Annotated in this window: 19 protein-coding genes; 9 read left to right on the top strand and 10 right to left on the bottom strand. The window is 37.9% G+C overall.

Annotated elements, in window-relative coordinates; translation table 11 throughout:
- The first annotated feature begins 7 nt into the window (after window positions 1-7).
- From G8E00_RS06795 to mutS, 6 genes are all read left to right on the top strand, one after another.
- Window positions 8-850 carry an RNA methyltransferase gene (locus G8E00_RS06795; protein ID WP_166222987.1) on the top strand — a complete coding sequence of 281 codons (843 nt, stop codon included), beginning with the start codon at window positions 8-10 and terminating at the stop codon, window positions 848-850.
- Window positions 843-1,652 carry a serine O-acetyltransferase gene (cysE, locus tag G8E00_RS06790; protein ID WP_166011952.1) on the top strand — a complete coding sequence of 270 codons (810 nt, stop codon included), beginning with the start codon at window positions 843-845 and terminating at the stop codon, window positions 1,650-1,652. Before G8E00_RS06795 ends, cysE begins: the two co-directional genes overlap by 8 nt.
- A gap of 194 nt (window positions 1,653-1,846) precedes the next feature.
- A complete protein-coding gene (locus G8E00_RS06785) occupies window positions 1,847-2,764 on the top strand; it encodes an ABUW_2363 family tetratricopeptide repeat lipoprotein (protein WP_166011951.1) in 918 nt (305 codons plus the stop codon).
- 127 nt (window positions 2,765-2,891) lie between these two features.
- Window positions 2,892-4,898, top strand: a complete 2,007-nt coding sequence (locus G8E00_RS06780) for an esterase/lipase family protein (RefSeq protein WP_406741405.1) — start codon at window positions 2,892-2,894, stop codon at window positions 4,896-4,898.
- A 311-nt stretch (window positions 4,899-5,209) separates the two neighbouring features.
- Complete coding sequence (locus tag G8E00_RS06775) at window positions 5,210-5,698, top strand: hypothetical protein (protein ID WP_166011950.1); 489 nt, start codon at window positions 5,210-5,212, stop codon at window positions 5,696-5,698.
- Window positions 5,699-5,919: 221 nt separating this feature from the next.
- Complete coding sequence (mutS, locus tag G8E00_RS06770; RefSeq protein ID WP_166222984.1) at window positions 5,920-8,568, top strand: DNA mismatch repair protein MutS; 2,649 nt, start codon at window positions 5,920-5,922, stop codon at window positions 8,566-8,568.
- 34 nt (window positions 8,569-8,602) lie between these two features.
- Here the strand turns inward: mutS and G8E00_RS06765 are convergent, their stop codons facing one another.
- Window positions 8,603-8,803, bottom strand: a complete 201-nt coding sequence (locus tag G8E00_RS06765) for a hypothetical protein (protein ID WP_166222981.1) — start codon at window positions 8,801-8,803, stop codon at window positions 8,603-8,605.
- A gap of 310 nt (window positions 8,804-9,113) precedes the next feature.
- On the opposite strand from G8E00_RS06765, the gene fdxA reads away from it, so the two are divergent.
- From fdxA to G8E00_RS06750, 3 genes are all read left to right on the top strand, one after another.
- Complete coding sequence (fdxA, locus tag G8E00_RS06760) at window positions 9,114-9,437, top strand: ferredoxin FdxA (protein ID WP_166011947.1); 324 nt, start codon at window positions 9,114-9,116, stop codon at window positions 9,435-9,437.
- Window positions 9,438-9,571: 134 nt separating this feature from the next.
- Complete coding sequence (locus G8E00_RS06755) at window positions 9,572-10,291, top strand: D-Ala-D-Ala carboxypeptidase family metallohydrolase (protein ID WP_166222977.1); 720 nt, start codon at window positions 9,572-9,574, stop codon at window positions 10,289-10,291.
- 164 nt (window positions 10,292-10,455) lie between these two features.
- Complete coding sequence (locus G8E00_RS06750) at window positions 10,456-11,121, top strand: O-methyltransferase (protein WP_166011945.1); 666 nt, start codon at window positions 10,456-10,458, stop codon at window positions 11,119-11,121.
- Between the two features lie 382 nt (window positions 11,122-11,503).
- Here G8E00_RS06750 and G8E00_RS06745 read toward each other — a convergent pair whose 3' ends face one another.
- The 9 genes from G8E00_RS06745 to lptC form a co-directional block, all read right to left on the bottom strand.
- Complete coding sequence (locus G8E00_RS06745; RefSeq protein WP_166011944.1) at window positions 11,504-12,346, bottom strand: universal stress protein; 843 nt, start codon at window positions 12,344-12,346, stop codon at window positions 11,504-11,506.
- Between the two features lie 149 nt (window positions 12,347-12,495).
- Window positions 12,496-13,143, bottom strand: a complete 648-nt coding sequence (locus G8E00_RS06740; RefSeq protein ID WP_166011943.1) for an acyltransferase — start codon at window positions 13,141-13,143, stop codon at window positions 12,496-12,498.
- Window positions 13,140-13,733, bottom strand: coding sequence for an IMPACT family protein (locus G8E00_RS06735; RefSeq protein WP_166222974.1), 594 nt, complete (start codon window positions 13,731-13,733; stop codon window positions 13,140-13,142). The genes G8E00_RS06740 and G8E00_RS06735 overlap by 4 nt, the downstream gene beginning before the upstream one ends.
- A 219-nt stretch (window positions 13,734-13,952) precedes the next feature.
- Window positions 13,953-15,137, bottom strand: coding sequence for an HlyD family type I secretion periplasmic adaptor subunit (locus G8E00_RS06730; protein ID WP_166222970.1), 1,185 nt, complete (start codon window positions 15,135-15,137; stop codon window positions 13,953-13,955).
- A complete protein-coding gene (locus G8E00_RS06725; RefSeq protein WP_166222966.1) occupies window positions 15,134-17,278 on the bottom strand; it encodes a type I secretion system permease/ATPase in 2,145 nt (714 codons plus the stop codon). Before G8E00_RS06725 ends, G8E00_RS06730 begins: the two co-directional genes overlap by 4 nt.
- The gene (locus G8E00_RS06720; RefSeq protein WP_171522917.1) at window positions 17,275-18,732 is read right to left on the bottom strand and encodes a TolC family protein; all 1,458 of its coding nucleotides are present in this window, start codon (window positions 18,730-18,732) and stop codon (window positions 17,275-17,277) included. The genes G8E00_RS06725 and G8E00_RS06720 overlap by 4 nt, the downstream gene beginning before the upstream one ends.
- A 275-nt stretch (window positions 18,733-19,007) precedes the next feature.
- Complete coding sequence (lptB, locus tag G8E00_RS06715; RefSeq protein WP_166011938.1) at window positions 19,008-19,754, bottom strand: LPS export ABC transporter ATP-binding protein; 747 nt, start codon at window positions 19,752-19,754, stop codon at window positions 19,008-19,010.
- The gene (gene lptA / locus G8E00_RS06710; RefSeq protein WP_166011937.1) at window positions 19,754-20,320 is read right to left on the bottom strand and encodes a lipopolysaccharide transport periplasmic protein LptA; all 567 of its coding nucleotides are present in this window, start codon (window positions 20,318-20,320) and stop codon (window positions 19,754-19,756) included. The genes lptB and lptA overlap by 1 nt, the downstream gene beginning before the upstream one ends.
- Window positions 20,307-20,852, bottom strand: coding sequence for an LPS export ABC transporter periplasmic protein LptC (lptC, locus tag G8E00_RS06705; protein ID WP_166011936.1), 546 nt, complete (start codon window positions 20,850-20,852; stop codon window positions 20,307-20,309). Before lptC ends, lptA begins: the two co-directional genes overlap by 14 nt.
- Between the last annotated feature and the right edge of the window lie 4 nt (window positions 20,853-20,856).

Below are 20,856 nucleotides of genomic sequence, written 5' to 3'. Positions count from 1 at the left end.
ATCTGTTATGAATATTATTGACAATGCTGCAGTCCAGCAGCATTTAGCACATGTGCGTATTGTCATGGTGAATACCACCTTACCTGCAAATATTGGTAGTGCTTTACGTGCAATGAAAACAATGGGCTTATGTAAGTTAGTATTGGTTGCACCGAAAACCTATCCTCATCCAGATATCGATGCACTTGCTGCTGGCGCAAGCGATCTGATTGATCAAATTCAGATTGTTGAAACGCTCGAAGATGCCATTAAAGATTGTCATTTGGTCTTTGGAACCAGTGCGCGTACACGTACTATTCCATGGCCGTTGCTCGATGCTCGTCCTGCCGCACAAAAATCCATGCAAGCCGTGATCGAAGATCGACAAGAAATTGCCGTTGTGTTTGGACGTGAAGACCGTGGCTTGACCAATGAAGAATTAGCATTGGCCAACTATCACGTCACCATTCCTGTAAACACAGAATATGGCGTACTCAATGTTGCTCAAGCCATTCAAATTATTTGCTATGAAATGCGTATGGCCGCTGTAGAACACATGGATACACCTGTGGATACAGATGCGACCATGCAAGTCACTGATGAGGAATCAATGCATTGGGACGAACCACTAGTGACCCATGAGCAAATGGAACAATTTTATCCACACATTGAAAAAATGTTGGCAGAAATTGAATTTTTGGATCCAAAAAACCCAAGACTACTGCCATTACGCTTGCGCCGTTTGTTTGGACGTATACAATTAGATCGTATGGAATACCATCTACTTAGAGGTATTTTCTCTCGAGTACAAGCCTTGAACAATGGAACATGGAAAAAATCTGCCGAAAAAGAGGATCAGCCTAATGCTTAAACAGCTCAAAGAAGATATTCAAGCTGTGTTCGCCAGAGATCCTGCTGCACGAAATACATTTGAAGTGCTTACCACTTACCCAGGCATTCATGCGCTTATTATGCACCGTGTTGCGCATGAACTTTGGTTAAAAGAACATAAAACTTCTGCACGTATGCTGTCTTCTTTTAGTCGTTTTGCAACAGGTATTGAAATACATCCAGGCGCTAAAATTGGTAAGCGTTTTTTTATTGATCACGGTATGGGCGTAGTGATTGGTGAAACTGCTCAAATTGGTGATGATGTTACGCTTTATCATGGTGTTACTTTAGGTGGCACAACCTGGAATAAAGGCAAACGTCATCCAACATTAGAAGATGGTGTAGTGATTGGTGCTGGCGCGAAGATTTTAGGTCCATTTACAGTACGCAAAAATGCCAAAGTGGGTTCAAATGCGGTGGTCACCAAAGAAGTACCTGAAGGTGCAACTGCTGTAGGCAATCCTGCACGTTTTATTTTAAAAGAATCTGTAGAGCAAAAAGAAAAGCTAAACAGCAAACAACCTACGCCGGTTCAAGAAACTGCGCCTGACAGTTTCCAACCCTACGCAACAACACCAGATCAATCCGATCCGATGCTTGAAACCATGCGTGTCTTGCTTGATCGTATTCAACAAAATGAAAAGCGTTTGAATAAGTTATCGAAACGTTTATCTGAATTGGATCCATCATTCAAATCTCAACCTGAGTCTGAACCTTTCAGCTCTGATGAGTTAAAAATTATCGATGCAGTTCGTCGGGATAGTTCCACTCAAACACCTTAAATTTGAGTGAAATTCCGCGTAACTCATCAAACTTCAAGTGCGAAATGGATACAAGTTTGCAATATAAGAAAACTTGTCTGTATAGTTTTTAATAACTGTTCAGAATTCAAGTTGCATGTTTAGAATTCTTTTTTTAGACTAAACAACACGCACTTAAGTCTTTAACACAACTCATTCATTTATTGGAAATAATTATGACGATTAAACCATTGGTGTGCGCAATCATTACCGGTTCATTACTTGCAGGCTGTGGTAGTGCTCCTGTCAAGAAACAAAGCACTAAAGCAACTGACCCAATCGTCTACACAGAACCTGATCTTAGTGCTCCATTTTATGCGTTAAATCCATTTAATTATGATCAACCGCCTGTATTTGAACTTCATTTGAGAAAAGCTGCACTTCAACCTGTGACTAAACTTGAAGTGACCGATCCATCAAATCCGAATAAAAAACTTGTTTTAGACACCAATAAGTTGATTGTTCCGACGGTGAACAACAACGGTCGCGCAATGAAATATGCACCTCTAGCAGGTCAGAATGAAATTGACATCACAGAAATTGATGATGTTTTACAAAACATTGAAGGCAAAGCACGACATTATCCACCTAAGTTTACCAATCGTTTAGAACGTCAAGGTTTTGAATCAAAACTTAAAGAAGTATCTGCCAAACTCGACACTTTAGCAGCGAATAATAATGCATCGTTCGATATTTTAGTCCGTGCATTTAAAGCAAGTGTATTGGGTCGTAATTTAGATTTAGGTTCTGCTTATTCAGCAAAATCTTTGAAATATGCACAACGTATTATCAAGATTAACCAAGATGATGCAGAAGCGAATTTCTGGTTCGGTTTCTCTTTATCTGAAGGTGGTGCTCAAAAAGAAGCAATTCCTTATATCGATAAAGCAATGAAAGCTGGTGTACAAGAAGCGTATTTGGTTTCAGCAAATAACTTTTTAAGTCTTGAGCAAAACAAAAATGCGATTCAAACTTTAAAGAACTATAAGGTGAAATACCCTGACGAAGCTGAAGTTGCAGATCGTTTAATTGCTGAAATTGAAAAAAGTAATCGTTATAACGTTTGGCAAATTCTAACGACTACGAAAAAATAAAAATTCTATGTCGTTTACAATTTACCTAAAAAAATAGACCGATTTATCGGTCTATTTTTTTTAAAGTTATATTTAATTAAAAAAAAATAACGTATTATTTTCGGAAACTTAATTGTATTTATCCGTCATGATGTCGCCTATACAAAAACACACATTAATCGCTTTATTTACCCTCACTCCTTTGCTTTTTAGTGGGTGCCAAGTTGTTAGTGTAAAAAATCAATCCCTAAATGTAACAATCGCCAATGAGCGTGACAGTATTCTGACACGAAAGAAAATGAGCGAAGCCAGCCTCAATGTACTTTCCATGACTGGACGCCAAGCTGAAAAATGTACTGAAACGCCAGACGAATGTGTTCATGATTTAAAAATTATTCCTCAAATTCAAGACGAGCAATTATTAGCGACTGCCAGCGAAATTTACTTGACCAATGCCTTATCTTTAGATTCAAGCTCTTCATGCAATATCAGCGTTGTCAATAAATATCAATCCAAAGAAAAACAAGATAGTCATCAAAAAGCATATGAACAATGCCTAGATCAAGAATTGGCAATGCTCGATAAAAGTATTCGCTATAGCTATGCTTATTTATTCAAAACCAAAAGACATCCTACCGAACGACTTTTCGACAACAGACAAGTTCAGATCCGTGACTTCTATAACCAAGCTTTGGCAAAGATGATCACCATTTACACTGCACGTTATAAAGGTGAACAAGTACCCAAACAAATTAAAATCGGTAAAAGTATATATGCCATTAATTACAACAACTACCCACAACTTGCCGATAAAAAATTAGACCGTCTTGAATCCAGCTATAATTTGAATTTTTCTGGTTTACGATCTATTAACCGTCGAGATGGTTTCGGTTCAGAATTTGTTGCAACTCTACCTGCAGATAAAACCACCAAAGACTCAAAATATATCGTTGATCCATTGAATTATAAATATGAAAATGGCATCAACCCCAATATTCATCAGCCTCGCTATTTGTCTGTCACCATGACAGCTCAGCCTCAAAATGCATCATCTGTTGATGACATTTTGAACAGTCCAAATTTTCAGCTCAATATCTATGACCCTTATAGTATTGAGAAATTAAATATTGGTGGTAATCAATATCCGCTTGCAGCCAATTTTTCAGCACCCTACGGTTTATGGCTGGCTGAAAATAACTTAGGTGCTGCAGCTTATTTAAGTCTGATTGATCGTGATAAAAGCATTACGATGCCACACTTATATATGCTAGAACCTTATAACCCAAACAAAAAAATTATTGTTTTGGTTCATGGTTTAGCAAGTAGTCCTGAAGCATGGATTCGTTTAACCAATGACATCATGGGCGACACTGCACTTCGTGAAAATTACCAAGTTTGGCAAGTTTTTTACTCGACGAATATGCCAATTTTGGAAAGTCGTTTTCAAATTGATGCCATTGTGCAACAAGCTTTTGCCACCTTAGATCAAAATTCACCTTCAGCTAAGGATGCGGTGCTCATTGGACATAGTATGGGTGGAATCATTGCGCGTCTTATGGTCAGTGATGCGGACTTGACGCAACCAGCATTAAAACTCATGAAACCACAACAGCTTTACCGTTTTAAAAATGAGCCATTGTTTAAAGCACGCTTGATGATCAAACCGATTTCCAATTTTGATCGTGCCATTTTCCTATCAAGTCCTCACCGTGGGACCGATTATGCCGATCGTTGGTTTACCTTAGCTGCGCGTAAAATTATTAAAGTACCAGGTGCTTTCTTAGGCGCTCTGGCTGACTCAATTACAGACAATGATGTAAATATCAAAAGTTTCATGAAAGATTTAGGTCACGGTCTTATTCAAAATGGTCCAAGTGACTTAAGCCATAACTCTAAATTTACTGAACTTACTGAAAATGTTATGCCCGCAAAAGGTATAGTTTATCATTCTATTTTGGGCAATTTGAGTAAGAACAATGATCCAAGTCAGATCAATGATGGTGTCGTTCCTTATAAGAGCGCTCATTTAGATGGTGCAGCCTCTGAAATCATTATTAAAGGTGGCCATTCTATTCAAGAAACACCTGAAGCTGTCCTAGAGTTACGTCGTATTTTACGCTTACATTTAAAAGAGCTTGGCATAAAAATAAATTAGCCACTTTTTTAAAACCGATCTTAGGATCGGTTTTTTATTTTGAGTAAATTTGTTTTGATGAAAAATTCAAACAAGCATCACAACCTAACACTTATCTTAAATACTCCTGCTAAGTCGCTAAGCTTTAGTTAGCTACATTTATTCAACATATATTTCAAATTCAACATTCCGATAACCATTCCTTATTTTTACTCAAGCCGATCTACAGCGTCACAAAATGACGTCATGATGTACAATGTATATTGTGAAGTTACATATTTTATTTATGATCATTTATTCAACACATTTTTATAAAAATATGGAATTAAAACATGCTATTCGATCATAAATTTAATGAAAGATTACTTTCCTTTGCTCGCAATATTGCCGCAATCACGTTCATCACAGGTTTGTCTATTGTAATTATAGTTCGCGCAAACACTAAAAAGGATATCGAAGTATGGGATCATCTATTATTGAATTCAGTAGGATTGATTGTTTTACTGTGGTCACTTTATCTAGTAATTGCGAATATCCATGTCTTACGTCACGACTTTAAAATCTATTTAGAAAGTTGTGTCGATGCTGTATCGAACGAGCAATCTTTAAAAATTCAACCCATAAAAATACAACATAAAAATTCAACTTCTCAAATGACTTATTACTTAATAAAAACATCAAAAGTAAATCTTCTAACATTTTCGTTTCGGTATATTTTTATTTGTCTAATTGGATTTTCTTTTATTATCATTTGGTACATTGGTGCATTAGAAATTGCCGAAAGAATTGCTTTAAGTTTTGGATTTAATGAACATAAGTGAAACCCTGATTGACTTATACTGACTGGCTTTAAGACATCTCAGTTCATTATAGTGTAACTTTCAAGAATCCATGGAAATGAATAGATTGAACTGAATTTTTACAATTACCTTTGACCTATGCTTTTTGCTAGAATCTAAAGGCTTGAAGGCTTAATCTATTCATAATTACTTAGGCTATTTAATTTTAAAAGTTACGGCTTTGACTTTAGGATTTCGAATACATGAACTTTGCGGAAAACATGACTGATTTTTCAACTCTCACACCTATGATGCAACAGTACATGTCCGTAAAAATGCAGCATCCTCATTCATTGATGTTTTATCGAATGGGTGATTTCTACGAATTATTTTTTGATGATGCACATAAAGCAGCCAAAATTTTAGGCATCACATTGACGCATCGTGGTAAAGCCAATGGTGAACCTATTCCAATGGCGGGTGTTCCCTACCATGCTGCTGAAGGTTATCTGGCTCGACTGATCAAAAAAGGCGAGACCGTTGTCATCTGTGAGCAAATTGGTGAAGTTACAGGTAAAGGACCCGTTGAACGAGGTGTAGTACGTATTATTACTCCTGGAACTTTAACGGATGACGCTTTACTCAATGCACATCAAAGTTCAAATCTGGTCGCATTGTGTATCCAGCAAAATCAGATTGGTATTGCGCTACTTGATTTAAGTGCAGGTATTTTTAAAGTTCAACAACAAGAATTTCAACTTGAACAATTACCGCTTGAACTGGCACGTCTTATGCCAAGCGAAATCTTAATTGATGAAAATCTTGTCGATCAGCAAATTGTTGAGAACTTAAAAAAACACATTGAATGCCCTATCACTAAACGCCCCAATGTTGACTTTAATTTAAATAATGCGCAAAAAACATTGTGCGATCAATTTGCCGTTTCGACACTTTCAGGCTTTGGCATTGATCATTTGCCACTTGCAAAAGCTTGTGCAGCAGCCTTGATTCACTATGCTAAAGAAACTCAAAAAACAGCATTACCGCATATTCGCTCTATTCAACTTGAACAAAGCAGTGACTTTATTGCGCTCGATCCTGTGACACGTCGCAATTTGGAAATTATTGATCCACTATTTGAACATGGTACTTCTTTATTTTCTCTCATTAATGATTGCCAAACAGCCATGGGTGGTCGATTACTCAGTCGAACACTGATGCAACCCATGCGTGATACAGCCATTTTAGATCAACGCTTAGATGCCATAGAGGTCATGCTGAAGGGTTATCATGAAGCCCCTATTCGTTTAGTACTTAAAGAAATTAGCGATATCGAACGCGTGCTAAGTCGTGTGGCTTTAGGCAGTGCCAGACCCCGTGATTTGGTTCAATTACGCCAAGCTTGCGCGCAAATCCCCTATTTACGCCATGCCTTAAACCCAATTATCAGCCAAAATCAATCAATATTATTGGCACATTTAAATGATGAACTTGGAGATTTTCATGGACTTCATCAACGGTTGATATCCGCAATCGTTGAAAATCCACCTGTACTGTTACGTGACGGTAATGTCATCGCAGAAGGTTTCGACACAGAACTCGACGAACTCCGTCAAATTCGTGATCATGCTGGGCAATTCCTGATTGATTTAGAAATTCAAGAACGTGAAGCCACAGGGATCAATACTTTAAAAATTGGTTATAACCGTGTCAGTGGCTATTATATTGAATTGACACGCGCTCAAGCAGAGCAAGCGCCTGATCATTACATTCGACGTCAAACCCTTAAAAATGCAGAGCGTTATATCACGCCTGAACTGAAGTCTTTTGAAGATAAAGTCTTGTCTAGTGAATCACGTGCATTGGCACGTGAAAAACTGTTATTTGAAATGTTACTGGATGAATTACGTCAAGACATTGCCAATTTGCAAATGATGAGTAGCGCCATTGCACAGATTGATCTGATCAGTAATTTCGCCCATCAAGCACGATTAAAAAACTGGGCACGTCCTGAATATAGTCCTGAAATTGGTATTCATATTGTTGCAGGTCGACACCCTGTAGTCGAATCACTGATTAAAGTTCCCTATACACCCAATGATACAAAGCTTGATTTTAATCACCGTATGGCGATTATCACAGGTCCAAATATGGGCGGTAAATCGACCTTTATGCGTCAAACTGCCCTCATCAGCCTACTCGCCTATTGTGGAAGTTTTGTACCTGCCAAATTTGCGAAACTCGGCCCAATCGATCGCATCTTTACCCGTATTGGTTCAGCCGATGATTTATCTTCAGGTAAATCAACTTTCATGGTGGAAATGACTGAAACCTCGCAAATTCTACATCATGCGACCAATCAATCATTGGTGCTGATGGACGAAGTAGGACGTGGAACCAGTACTTATGATGGTCTATCACTGGCTTGGGCCTGCGTGCTCGATTTAACACATCGTATTAAATGCTTGTGTTTATTTGCGACGCATTATTTTGAACTGACCGAATTAGGGCATGATGCAGCCATTGAAAATTATCATGTGACAGCCAAAGAAATGAATGGCAATTTGATCTTATTACACAAAGTTCAACAAGGCCCAGCCAGTCAAAGTCATGGTTTACAAGTGGCTAAGCTTGCTGGTATTCCTGCGAGCGTCATCAAAGAAGCACAACATCGTTTAAAAATTTTGGAAAAACAACACCACCAACCGTTACAACCGACCATTCAAACAGATTTGTTTGCTGAAAGCAGTGAAAGTTCAATACAGGTGGTGGAAAAGGTCATAGAGAAAGTTGTTGAAATTGAGAAAACCTCACCAGCTCTTGAAGCCTTGATGCAACTGGATATTGACAATTTAACGCCACGTGAAGCTTTGCAACAGTTGTATGCTTTAAAAGACCAACTTAAATCTTAAAAAAGCAAAAACCTCGTTCTAGAACGAGGTTTTTTTAAATCCACTTTTTCAATTGCTTGCTACGACGAATGAGACCCAAAATCTCTTTACGTTCTTGGATCTCTTCGTTGCTATACGGTAGCACCTGCTTAAGCTCTTCATAGCTCATTAAGCTATGTTCAATCAAATAGCAATCTTGCTCTGTAGACCAACTTGATGCTGGAATAACAGGCTTTCGATAAGGACGTTTTCGCATGAGCGTATTTTAGCAAAATATGCCGACATCATCACGATTCAAAATAAATAATATCCATCACCTAACATAAGAAAGAATCATCAGAATAGACTTTAAATTTGAGTTAAAATTAGATTTAATCATGAGTACTTGATAAAAAATGTTTTTTTATGGTTAGCTAGCATGTTCGAAATTGCTATATATCAATTTATTATTCGTATTTCACACATATAAATAACAAATATCAATAAAAGGAATTGTTTGTTCAACCCTTTTTTGCCTAAAATACACCATTCGTCATTAGAACCATATTTTTTAGGTAGCTGTCGCCATGACCTTTGTTGTCACTGAAAATTGTATTAAATGTAAATATCAAGACTGCGTAGAAGTTTGCCCAGTTGACTGTTTCTACGAAGGTCCAAACTTTCTCGTCATCAATCCTGATGAATGTATCGATTGCGCATTGTGTGAACCTGAGTGTCCTGCAAATGCAATTTTTTCTGAAGATGAATTACCAGAAGGTCAGGAAGTATTTATTGAATTAAATGCTGAACTTGCAGAAAAATGGCCGAACATCACTCAAATTGGTGATCAACCTGCTGACCGTGAAGAATGGAATGGTAAACCAGACAAACTTCAGTATTTAGAAAAATAATACAATCAAAAAAGACCAGCTTTGTCTGGTCTTTTTTTATACTTAAAAAGTACATATTTTTTCAAAATATCCTCATTTCAGCACCAAAATTGGACTAAAATAGTTATTTATTTAAATTCAGTACTTACTTAATAATGAAAGCACTTTTGAAGGGCATATTTTCGATCAGCGCAATTTCATTTCTTATGGTTGCATGTACCTCAAGCCCTCAAAAAACCAGAACCATTCAAACACCAACTGGGCAACGCATTTATATTCCACAAGAAAGAATTATTATAGAACGTCCAATTACGCCAAAAGTTGTTCCGAATTCATATCGTTATTGGATCATGCAGTCGAATAATCAATCTCTTGTACGTGAATATGAAGAATATTTAGAATCCAAAGGTGTTGGCAATATCATTCCAAGTTTTGAGCTCATGAAAACAGCTCGTGACTGGCAGAAATGTGGCCGCGAAGAATATATGGTGCCAAATCGTGAAGTTTGGGCAAATCAAGTTCCAACTTTACGTGTGTTTAAATATCTCGTAGCTGCAAAAGTATTGACTGATTTTGAAGTTACTTCGGTCTATCGTGATCTTTCCCTAAATCAATGTGCTGGCGGTGCAAACTCATCTCGCCATCTATTTAATTCTGCAGTTGATTTTAGAATCGGTCCTCAATATCCAAAACCAAGTGATTATGCTTTTATTGAAAATACCAAATTTAAACTGTGTGAATTCTGGAAAACACATGGTCAAAGCCTAGATATGGGTCTTGGTTTATATTCATCTGGTCAGATTCATATTGATACTCAAGGTTATCGTACGTGGGGACCCGATCATTCACGTTATAGTTCAATGTGTAATTACTAAAACTTTATCATTTTATTTTTATCCATTCGTGATGATCTTGATGAGAGGCTTCAGCCTCTTTTTCTTTTTTTCTTTGTATAAATAATCAACAAGAAAAACGATATAAATTGCACTGATTTGAGAAACGACTACAATGCAACTATTCAGATTTAGGTAACACAGCTATGCAACAAATGTGGTCAGACATCGATGCGTATATCGAATCACATCTCATTCCAGAAGATCCAATTCTTACACAAACGTTAAAAAATACGGATGAAAAAGGTTTTCCTGACCATTTAGCTGTTGCTGCCAATCAAGGCATGCTCCTTCAAATGCTTCTTCAAATGAACAAATGTAAGCGAGTGCTTGAGCTTGGGACATTTGCTGCATATAGCACCATGTGGTTAGCACGAGGCTTACCTGAGGATGGATACATCTTAACAATTGAAGGTCGTGACACGCATGCTGCCTTAGGGCAAGAAAATATCGACAATGCCAAACTCCCACAGACCATTGAACTCAAAGTGGGGCGTGCTGCAAATATTTTACGTGCACTCCCTGAAGACTTTGAAAAGTTTGACTTCATTTTTATTGATGCTGACAAGCAAAGCTATCCTGAATATTTAGAACTTAGCCTGAAATTATCGCATTCAGGAACCATTATTGTGTTGGACAATGTCATCCGTGCTGGTGATATCATGGATCCTGAAAATAAAAAACCGAGCATTGAAGGCATTCGTGACATGTATAAGCTCATGCAAAATCATCCACAATTGTTATGCAGCACTGCTTTACAAACGGTCGGAAGTAAAGGACACGATGGTTTTGCAATTGCTATTGTTAAATAGTTTGGTGAGCAATTCATCACTGATTTAATCCACAAAGTTAAGTTGAAGATTACAATAAAAAGCCTCATAAAATATGAGGCTTTTTTTGTCAATATCCCATGCCTAACAAATAAACAAAATATCCCAGAAGTTATCCCCGATTACTGTTTGTATCTCTGTGGATAAGTACTAAATTAAAATCTAAGTTATTGTTTTAAATAAACAATAATTAACAGATGATAAAATATCCAAATGATTTTTTAAACATCTTGTTGGCTAAATATAGGATGAAATCAGCTTATAAACTTCATTGATTAAACTTAACTCTCAGATAAATTTAAATCATAAAACCATCAGCTGCATTCATTCAAAAACGATTTGCCAACAATTTTTTTAGCATCAATTATTTCACTACCAATAAAGGTATCGTTGCATTTCGGAAAATATTAGTTGTGACACTTCCTAAGAAAAATTGACGAACTTTGCTTCGACTGTATGCACCCAATACGATGAGTTGTATCTGATGCTCTTGTTGATATTCCAAAATATTGGCGGCAACATCGCCATAGCGATATTCAACCACGACATCAAGACCTGCATCTTTTAAAAATTGCGAAGGAATATTTAAAATTTCAGGATGATCACCAACATAAAGCAAATGACATTGGAGCTGTCGTAAAATATCACTTTTCGCCACACGTTCTAGCATGTCTTTGCACGTTTGTGAGTCTTCATATGCAAAAATAAATCGTGTAGGTGGCTTAAAAGTTTCTCCAACAGTCATGACTGTAGACTTGGCACCGCGAATAAAATTCTCAACATTACCGCCTATACTTTTATTTTTTTCCGCAGATCGCTCGCCAACTTTGCCGATGATGACAAAATCTTTTTCATCAATATTATTAAAAGATTGCTCTAAGAAATCCCCTTTTTCCTGAATTTGTGCAGCAGTAATGCCATATTTTTCATGAATCGTTTCAGAGATGTGACGCAATAAATTATTACTATAATCCAAAGCAATTTCACTTTGCTTTTGTTCCAATTCAGCCAGCTCTTTGAGTAACATTGCATTACTTTCAAAGCCAATCACACCACTAATTTCACCTAAATGATAACTTGCAGGGTAATAATCCAACACTTGTAAAAGCACAAGTTCACGATTTGTTCTCTGCGCAATCCATGCTGCAGCATCTGCAACGGCATTAATGCATGGAGATGAATCTATACATGCAATCACACGATTCATAATGGTCTCCCAAACACATTCTCAGTTTTTGTTCTTTCTTTAAATTAACATAAGTTTTTAGATTATTATTCCTTTTTATGTAATTTAGCTTTTAAAATGATTATGCCGAAGTGAGCCAAAAAACATAAAAAATACAGATACTTGTGAATTTAATGTCGATATCGGATAAATTTTGCAGGATTACCCGCCACAATTTCGCGCTCAGCAACATCTTTGGTGACCATACTATTCATGCCAATCACTGCTTGTTTCCCAATAGAAATACCATCTTTGATCCCAACATGTGCACCCAACCACACATCTTCAAATATCTCGATGCCTTTTGAAGTCACCGCTTGTTTATAAATGGGTTGCTCCAAATCCATACCATGATCAAAAGCATACATATGACAATAGGCTGCTATACGCACTTGATCATGAATGGTAATACCGACTCGTCCACCATCTAAAATACAATGATGATTGATTGCGACTTCATTACCAATGGTTAATGGTCCATGCAACGTACAATCTGCTGCAATAAAACAATTGTCTCCAATGCTGATCTTACGACCAGGTTCAGCAAAAATATGCGCCAATGGTGAAATAAAGCAATTTTCACCAATCTCGACCGTTTCCATATCCATCAAATACTGCTGATATTCTTTTTGCCATTGTTCCGCCCAGACACGGTTTTTAGCTTTGAGCGACCAATAGAGCCAAGGCATATAATTTAAACGATGCTTATGTTGCTCTCTATATTTTAATAGACGTTCAGCTTGGACGTGATCTTGATGGTCTTTGTCTAAATCGCTCATGTTTCTTCGTCCATAACTTTTACAGCTTCACGCCCACGAGTAATGTCTTGTAACTTAAGTGCCAATGGTTCAATTTGATGAATTTGCAAACGAGCTTCAACATATACTCCATCGGCTTGATAATTCTCGACATATTCAATCTCATGGCTTTTCAATTCATATTGCAAAATCGACCATTCATTAAATAAACATTTAAATTGAACATTCTTTTTGGCAATCAGCTCGATTTTTTCAGCCAGTAATAAACATTGGCCCGCACAGCCACCATATGCCCGAACCAAGCCACCCGTACCGAGTTTAATCCCACCGTACCAAAGGTTGACCAGTACAATAACATTGGTCAAATCATTGCCTTCAATGGTTGCGAGAATTGGACGCCCTGCAGTTCCTGAAGGTTCACCATCATCATTAAAGCGCACATGATGACCAATCTTCCATGCCCAGCATTGATGAGTAGTGGTCGGGTCTCTGTGTCGTTCAAGGAAAGATTTAACATCTTGCTCATTGTCCACGACTGCCGCAATGGCTTGAAATCGACTCTTCTTAATGTCTTCTTCAAACTGCGTTTCTTGCGTGAGTGTAAATGGCATATCTTCATCTTAAACATAAAAAGATCAGCGATTATATCGTGTTTTCAATGCCTTTAAAGATAACCATCTATAAAAACACCCCAAATATGATGAATAAATGGGGCTTCAAAATGAGATAGATTTAGCCAGTTGCATCACCATGCTCAAGATCATTCACCTTTGCCATTTGAACCAGTGCATATACATTTGACTATATGAGTATAAAGTTCAATCGCTAGCTTATCTTTCTCTCAGAGCTTCTTTGGCTTTATTAAATGGTTTTAATAGATACTGCATGATGGTTTTCTGTCCAGTTTTAATATCGACAGTGGACACCATACCCGGTGTAATCGCAAATGCTTTGCCCGCTTTGTTATACAGCTTATCTGTGTCGGTACGAATATAAACACGATAGTAGAATTGATCTTGTTTTACTTCATCACGGATAGTATCAGGTGAAATTACGGTGACTTTCCCAACCAAACCACCATAGATAGAATAATCATAGGCAGTGATTTTCACTAAAGCTTCCTGACCAGGATGAATAAATGCAATATCTCTTGGGGAAATTCGAGCCTCAATTAACAATTGCTCATCCAAAGGAATAATGGTCATGATTTTGCCACTTTGAGGAATGACACCTCCAATAGTCGTGACATCCACTTCTTTGACGATTCCGCGTACGGGTGCTTTAAATACTGTGCGATTTAAGCTGTCCGATTTACCTTTGACCACTTGCTGTTGGGTTTCAACATCGGTATTGGCTTTTGATAATTCTTCACGTGCTTTGACATAATATTGATTCTGAATATCATTGATTTGATTTTGTAATTCATTGGCTTTACTTTTTAACCGCAAGACTTCAACTTCACTAGCTGCCCCTTTCGCCACCAAAGGTTCAGTCATACGTAGCTCTTGTTGTACCAAGACCAAAGACTTCCTCAAACCTGCAATCGACTCTTGCATATTGGCACGGCGTGAATAATACAACTGTGTTTCTTCCTGAATCAGTTTCGGATCTTTTTGAACACTTTCAGGAAAATTCAATGGCCCACCATTAACCTCTGCACGTAATCGAGCTGCCGTAGCTAACGATGACATCAGTAAGGATTGCGTTTCACCAACATTGGACGCAAAGCGTGTTGGATCAAGCTGAGCAAGCACTTGACCTTTTTGCACAATATCGCCCTCTTTCACTTTAAGTTCAGTTAAAATCCCGCCTTCAAGCGATTGAATCGTTTGTTCCTTAGAAGATGGAATGACTTTACCCGTACCATTAGAGACCTCTTCTAATTTAAAGAACCATGCCCAAACCAACAGTGCAGATAAGCCTAGGCAAATAATCCAGATGGTAATACTGGCCTTAGGCAGCGGGGGTTCTAATTGGGTGATTTGCGTTGCACCTGGTCTACGAATCTCACTCATTTTTCAGCCTCCGCACTTATTTTTTGATCATTTTCTTTTGTTGCGCCATTTAGAATCTGATCACGTGGTCCATCCATGACAATTTGACCATCACTCACCACAATAATACGATCGACCAACTCTAAAACTGCACGTCGATGTGTCGCTACAACTAAAGTTCGATGCCCAAGCCACGTTTTTAAATGATCAATAATTTGCTTTTCTGCTACATCATCAATAGAAGCCGTCGGTTCATCCAATAACAAAATATTGGGCTGACAAAGTAGTAATCGGGACAATAACAATGCTTGACGTTGCCCCCCTGAAAAACCTACGCCCCCTTCTAAAATTAAATGATCTAATCCTTCTTTTTTGTCTTGAATAAAAGCCAGCGCACCTGTTACAGCCAATGCTTGTAAAATATCTTCATCTGAAGCAAGTGGTGCACCTAATGTCAGATTTTCACGAACAGTCCCAAAAAATAAATTAGATGTTTGGCTCAGTAACCCGACATCACGTCTAATATCTGCTGGATCAAGCAATGTGATGTCTACGCCATCTAAATTGACTTTGCCTTGGACGGCCGTTTGCATGCCTGCCAATAATTGTAAAATAGTCGATTTACCTGCACCATTACGCCCTAAAATGGCAATTTTCTCCCCTGGTTCAATGGTTAAATTGGCAATCTTTGCACTGGGTTTCGGATCCTCTTCTGTGTATTTAAATAACACACTGCTCAGTTGATATTCACCATGAATCACAGGGCGTTGTATTCGTTGGCTTCGTTCTGGCTGATCGACTTCTTTTTTCATCAGCTCATCTAAACCTTCTTTCGCTGTTTTTGCTTGCTGAAAACGCCCGAGTACACCCGTGATTTGTGCAATAGGTGCCAACATTCGTGAGGACAAGATCGAGCAAGCGACCAAAGCACCTGTCGTCATATCCCCTTTCATCACCGCAAAACATCCCACCAACACAACAATAGCAAAAGTGATGCTTTGAAGACTTTGTGTCCATTGGGTCAGGACGCCTGCAAGCTTACGTTGTTTCATACTAATGCTGGCTGACACATCATTCATATGATTCCACTGATTTTGAAAACGTGATTCAGCACGTAGCAGTTTGATATCTTCTATGCCTTGAACAGCCTCAACCAATATGGCATTACGTATTGAAGATTCGCGCATTCCTTCTTTAGCAAGTTCTGCGAACTTTTTCTGTGCAAGCAATCCTGGAATAATCATCAGCGGTACAACCACCAAAATGACCCAAAAAAGATTGCCTCCAATCAGCCAAAAAATACCCAAGAATAAAAAGAAGAACGGTAAATCTGCAAAAGCAGTAATGGTGGTTGAAGTGACCAGATCGCGGACACCTTCCAACTCACGAATTTGTGAAATAAAAGTCCCCGTCGATTTTGAACGCTGACTATTTTTAATACGCAGTGCGTGACCAAAAACTTTGTCTGAAATGCGTAAATCCGCGCGTTTACCGATCATATCGGATAAAATTAGGCGTGCGTATTTCAAGGCAAATTCGAATATAGCAGCCAGTAAAACACCACCCGCCAATACCCATAATGTCGTTTCAGATTGTGAAGGAATAACACGGTCATAAACATTCATTGAAAATATGATGGTTGCAAGTGCAAGAATATTTGCAATCATCGATGAAAACATAATGTCTATATAACGCTTCCAATCTTTTAAAACGATGTCCCAAAACCAGCTTTTTTCATAAGGCTTAATATATTCATCTATTCGCGCATCTGGCACTGAGGTCTCAGGACGTAGAATATAAACTGCTTCAATCGATTCACTCAGCGACTCAATTGAAAAATTTTGCGTCAAGCCCTCATCACCGCTGAATTGAATACTCACATTGCCTTCAGCATCTGCCTTATCAATTACTCCCACCATATTGTCTTTAAAAGCAACAAGTACAGGCAAACGCCAAGGATTTAAGATTTCAGGTGTAAACTTCACCTTTCGAACATTTAGCCCGATTTGTCGTGTAATGATATTTAAAATATTGTCGGTATTTTTCTGCGTATTCCAATTGAGTGCCAGACGAATACGTTCAGCAGAACATTCGATTCGATAATGTTTCGCAATGGTTAGCACCCCTTGCAACCATGCTTGATCATTGATTTTATTATTCATGGTTGGATCTCTATGCCTTGAATGACTAAATGATTCAGTTGATACACATCTCTAGATTTTCCAGCAGAAGAAATATAGTCAATGATGTGGGTATAAATGTCATATCGTATCGATTCAATTTGCTGATGCGCACTATGAATCGATTGTTCTGCATTTAATAGATCAACCAACGTTCTTGTATTTAATTTGTATTGTTCTTGGTATAGCTCTTTTGTTTTGGCTGTTGCTGCTTGTTGAATAAACAACACATTCATTTGTTTTTGTTTATTTTCAATTTGTTCTTGGGCAAAGCGAATGTTGTCTTGGGTTTGTAGATAGATTTCATCTAGTCTAGCTTTGGCAGCTTGTTCTGCATAACTTGCTGAGCGTGTTTTCGCAGCAATAGCTCCACCTTGATAAAAATTACTCGATACTTCAAGCATCATATTGGCATCTGTATCATTACTTTTACCCGTATCTGGATGTTGCCCATTAATCGCTTGGCTCACACTACCGCGTACACTAAGTGTTGGGTAGGCAGTCAGCTGGGTTTGCTTTTTTTCCAAATGTGCAAGATCCGATTGCACTTTGGCCAGCATCATATGCGGAATTTTATTGTATTGTGGATCATCATAAATATCGGAAGAACGAATTAAACTTTCCGATACATCAAATTTGATATTTTTTACATCCATTCCCAACAATGTACTGAGTTTTTGTTGATACAAATTCAATTGTGTTTGTTGAACAATGAGATTCGCCTCAGCTGCTTGTAAATAGGTTTCGGCTTGAATGGGATCTGCTTGACTACTGATCCCCGCATTTGCTCGTAAAGATGCAATTTCTAAAATACGGGCTATGCCTTTAATTTGTTCTTTTGCAATACGTATAAGTTCTTCATAACGACGAACATTGACCACTGAGTTTGCAACTTGCGCTGCAATATCATCAACACCCACTAAGAAATTAGCTTGATAAGCCAGTAATCGTGTTTTTTCCAAATCAACATTGGTTTTGGTTTTTCCAAAGTCATACAGCAACTGCCGAGCTGAAACTTCAAATAACTGTCGTCCATATTGACGAGAGGTTAAATCACCCGTAGTTAAACCTGCACTCAGCTGTGGATAATAGCCAGACTTTGCAAAATCGATATTTGCATTTTGTGCTGAAAGAGATGAAACACCTTGACTAATGGTTGGATGACGTTTAACAGCCATTTGAACGGCTTCATTTATACTCATATTTGTTATTTTAGCTGCTGTTTTAAACACTTTCTTTTGATGTTCTGCAGTGAAAGAAATAAGAGGAAGTTGAGTGATCTGCTCTGAATGATATTCAAAGTTACTCAGTTCACTTAATTGAACTTTTTGATAATCATCATTTGATTTTGGAACAAACAAACGTTGAACATTCTGTTTGACCTCATGAAAATTAATTTTATTCTTATCTTCGGCTGATGAACTTGTGCCATACATTGCCAAAAATAAAAAACAAACAATGCCCCTATTGTTCATTTTGATCTTCTTATTATTCACGTTGTTCTCATTTGAATTACATCATTACTGCTGAAGATGTAACCTTGGCTCATTATATTTATTAAACTATTTATATATTATTCTATAGTAATCTTTAATTTTATATTAAAAAACATTTATATTAAAAAGATTTATATTAAAAAATAAGGTGCAGATTCAAATCATTCATGAAATCTCTACACCTTATTTCTTTTCTGATTTGTGCTAACACTCTGTTAAACCGTAAAGTCATCCCCAAGATAAACTTTACGCACTGTATCATCTGCTAACACTTGCTCAGGTGTTCCCTCAGCAATCACAGCACCTTCACTCACGATATACGCATGCTCACAAATTGCTAGGGTTTCGCGTACATTATGATCTGTAATTAAAACACCAATTCCACGATCCTTCAAGTTTCGAATAATATCTTTGATATCCCCAACCGAAATCGGATCGACACCTGCAAAGGGTTCATCTAAAAGCATAAATTTTGGATCGGCTGCAAGCGCTCGTGCAATTTCAGCGCGACGACGCTCACCACCAGAAACACTCATACCTAAAGAATCTTTAATATGGGTGATTTTAAAATCTGCTAATAATTCTTTGAGGCGCGCTTGTCTTTGTGATTTGGTCAAATCTTTTCGGGTTTCCAGGATCGCCATGATGTTATCAGCAATGGTCAATTTTCTGAAAATTGAAGCTTCCTGTGGAAGATATCCAATGCCATAACGCGCACGCTCATGCATCGCCAAATCAGAAATATCACGATCATCAAGGTGAATCTCACCTTTGTCCATACGTACAAGTCCTACAACCATATAGAAACTTGTGGTTTTACCCGCACCATTTGGCCCAAGTAAGCCGACAATTTGACCACTTTGCATGCTAAAAGAAACGTCTTTGACTACCCAACGTTTGCTATACACTTTAGCCAAGTGTTTGATCGTTAACGTTTGAACTTTGTTTTCTACAGCTGACATTAATCACGTACTCCTTGGAATGTACGTGAACTTGATGGTGGTATAATGATTTGTACACGACCTTTGGTTGAACCTGCTTCACTTGAGCTACCAGAAACTTCAACATCACCCTTGTTCATACTGTATTTCAAGGTACTACCTCGTAGACTTGCTCCATCTTGATTCAGATAAGCATTGCCTATGAGCGTAATGATGCCTGTTTCAGCATTGTATAAAATCTTTTTGGCTTCACCACGCGCAATGCCACGATTAGTTTCTATTTGCTGCTGAAATTTTGCAGGTGAACCATTTGCAGTAATCGTACTGATTTGCTTATTTTTATTGAGGTTTGCCACAATTGAAGCTGCTTGTAGCTTCATTGTCCCTTGCTCGATCAGCACATTGCCTGTGTATGTGGTAACACCGGTCTTATCATTATATGTTGCATGATCTGCCACTAATGAAATCGGTTGATTACGGTCGCTAGGTAATGCAAAAGCCATGACTGAACAAGTCAACAATCCTGCACCCAAAAGAGCATTTTTCAGGAAAGATGAAATTAAAGAATGATGATTAGTGTGGTGCATACTTTCCTCGAATATTAAAAAATTCGTATTGCCCTTGATTCAAGTTTGCTTGTAATCCTTGACTTACAAATTGAGCATTCGGCGCATTTACTGTAACTACATTTTGAGTTTCAAGCTTCATCGTTTTCGGATAACCCGTCAACTGCTCTGTAACTAAAACCATCTCGCCTAAATTACCAAACTTGGTGGCTTTAACATCACCTTTAAGGACAATTTTTTCATTGTCATTATAACCAAAGCCCTCTTTCGCATAGAACGTAGAAGTAACTTGATTATTGGTATAAACCGAAGCATCTAAGTGATCCAACTTTGATGTTTGCAGTTTCATGTCTTGTTCAAGGCGATCAACTTTTGCCGTCACATACAATTGCCCTTGGTCATTGGTTTGTAATACCTGAATACCATTTGCAGTATTGATCATGCTTTGAGCTGATGCTACCTCAAGCTTTTTGCCTTTGCCACTGTAATAGTAATACCCGCCGCTCATAGCCGCGATGATTACTGCAGTGACATATAGGGCCTTAGTATCCATAAAT

It is taken from the genome of Acinetobacter shaoyimingii (genome assembly GCF_011578045.1).
Taxonomy (GTDB): domain Bacteria; phylum Pseudomonadota; class Gammaproteobacteria; order Pseudomonadales; family Moraxellaceae; genus Acinetobacter; species Acinetobacter shaoyimingii.
The sequence above is the reverse complement of the archived record's forward strand: the minus strand, read 5'-3'. Positions and strand labels throughout refer to the sequence as shown.

Bases quoted from the DNA above. Each gene is read 5' to 3' on its own strand.
- lptC (WP_166011936.1), bottom strand. From the start codon at position 20,852: ATGGATACTAAGGCCCTATATGTCACTGCAGTAATCATCGCGGCTATG.
- G8E00_RS06750 (WP_166011945.1), top strand. From the start codon at position 10,456: ATGCAACAAATGTGGTCAGACATCGATGCGTATATCGAATCACATCTC.
- G8E00_RS06735 (WP_166222974.1), bottom strand. From the start codon at position 13,733: ATGCCATTTACACTCACGCAAGAAACGCAGTTTGAAGAAGACATTAAG.
- G8E00_RS06765 (WP_166222981.1), bottom strand. From the start codon at position 8,803: ATGCGAAAACGTCCTTATCGAAAGCCTGTTATTCCAGCATCAAGTTGG.
- G8E00_RS06745 (WP_166011944.1), bottom strand. From the start codon at position 12,346: ATGAATCGTGTGATTGCATGTATAGATTCATCTCCATGCATTAATGCC.
- G8E00_RS06755 (WP_166222977.1), top strand. From the start codon at position 9,572: ATGAAAGCACTTTTGAAGGGCATATTTTCGATCAGCGCAATTTCATTT.
- G8E00_RS06730 (WP_166222970.1), bottom strand. From the start codon at position 15,137: ATGAGTGAGATTCGTAGACCAGGTGCAACGCAAATCACCCAATTAGAA.
- G8E00_RS06795 (WP_166222987.1), top strand. From the start codon at position 8: ATGAATATTATTGACAATGCTGCAGTCCAGCAGCATTTAGCACATGTG.
- G8E00_RS06775 (WP_166011950.1), top strand. From the start codon at position 5,210: ATGCTATTCGATCATAAATTTAATGAAAGATTACTTTCCTTTGCTCGC.
- G8E00_RS06780 (WP_406741405.1), top strand. From the start codon at position 2,892: ATGATGTCGCCTATACAAAAACACACATTAATCGCTTTATTTACCCTC.
- G8E00_RS06740 (WP_166011943.1), bottom strand. From the start codon at position 13,143: ATGAGCGATTTAGACAAAGACCATCAAGATCACGTCCAAGCTGAACGT.
- mutS (WP_166222984.1), top strand. From the start codon at position 5,920: ATGAACTTTGCGGAAAACATGACTGATTTTTCAACTCTCACACCTATG.
- G8E00_RS06720 (WP_171522917.1), bottom strand. From the start codon at position 18,732: ATGTATGGCACAAGTTCATCAGCCGAAGATAAGAATAAAATTAATTTT.
- lptB (WP_166011938.1), bottom strand. From the start codon at position 19,754: ATGTCAGCTGTAGAAAACAAAGTTCAAACGTTAACGATCAAACACTTG.
- cysE (WP_166011952.1), top strand. From the start codon at position 843: ATGCTTAAACAGCTCAAAGAAGATATTCAAGCTGTGTTCGCCAGAGAT.
- lptA (WP_166011937.1), bottom strand. From the start codon at position 20,320: ATGCACCACACTAATCATCATTCTTTAATTTCATCTTTCCTGAAAAAT.
- G8E00_RS06725 (WP_166222966.1), bottom strand. From the start codon at position 17,278: ATGAATAATAAAATCAATGATCAAGCATGGTTGCAAGGGGTGCTAACC.
- fdxA (WP_166011947.1), top strand. From the start codon at position 9,114: ATGACCTTTGTTGTCACTGAAAATTGTATTAAATGTAAATATCAAGAC.
- G8E00_RS06785 (WP_166011951.1), top strand. From the start codon at position 1,847: ATGACGATTAAACCATTGGTGTGCGCAATCATTACCGGTTCATTACTT.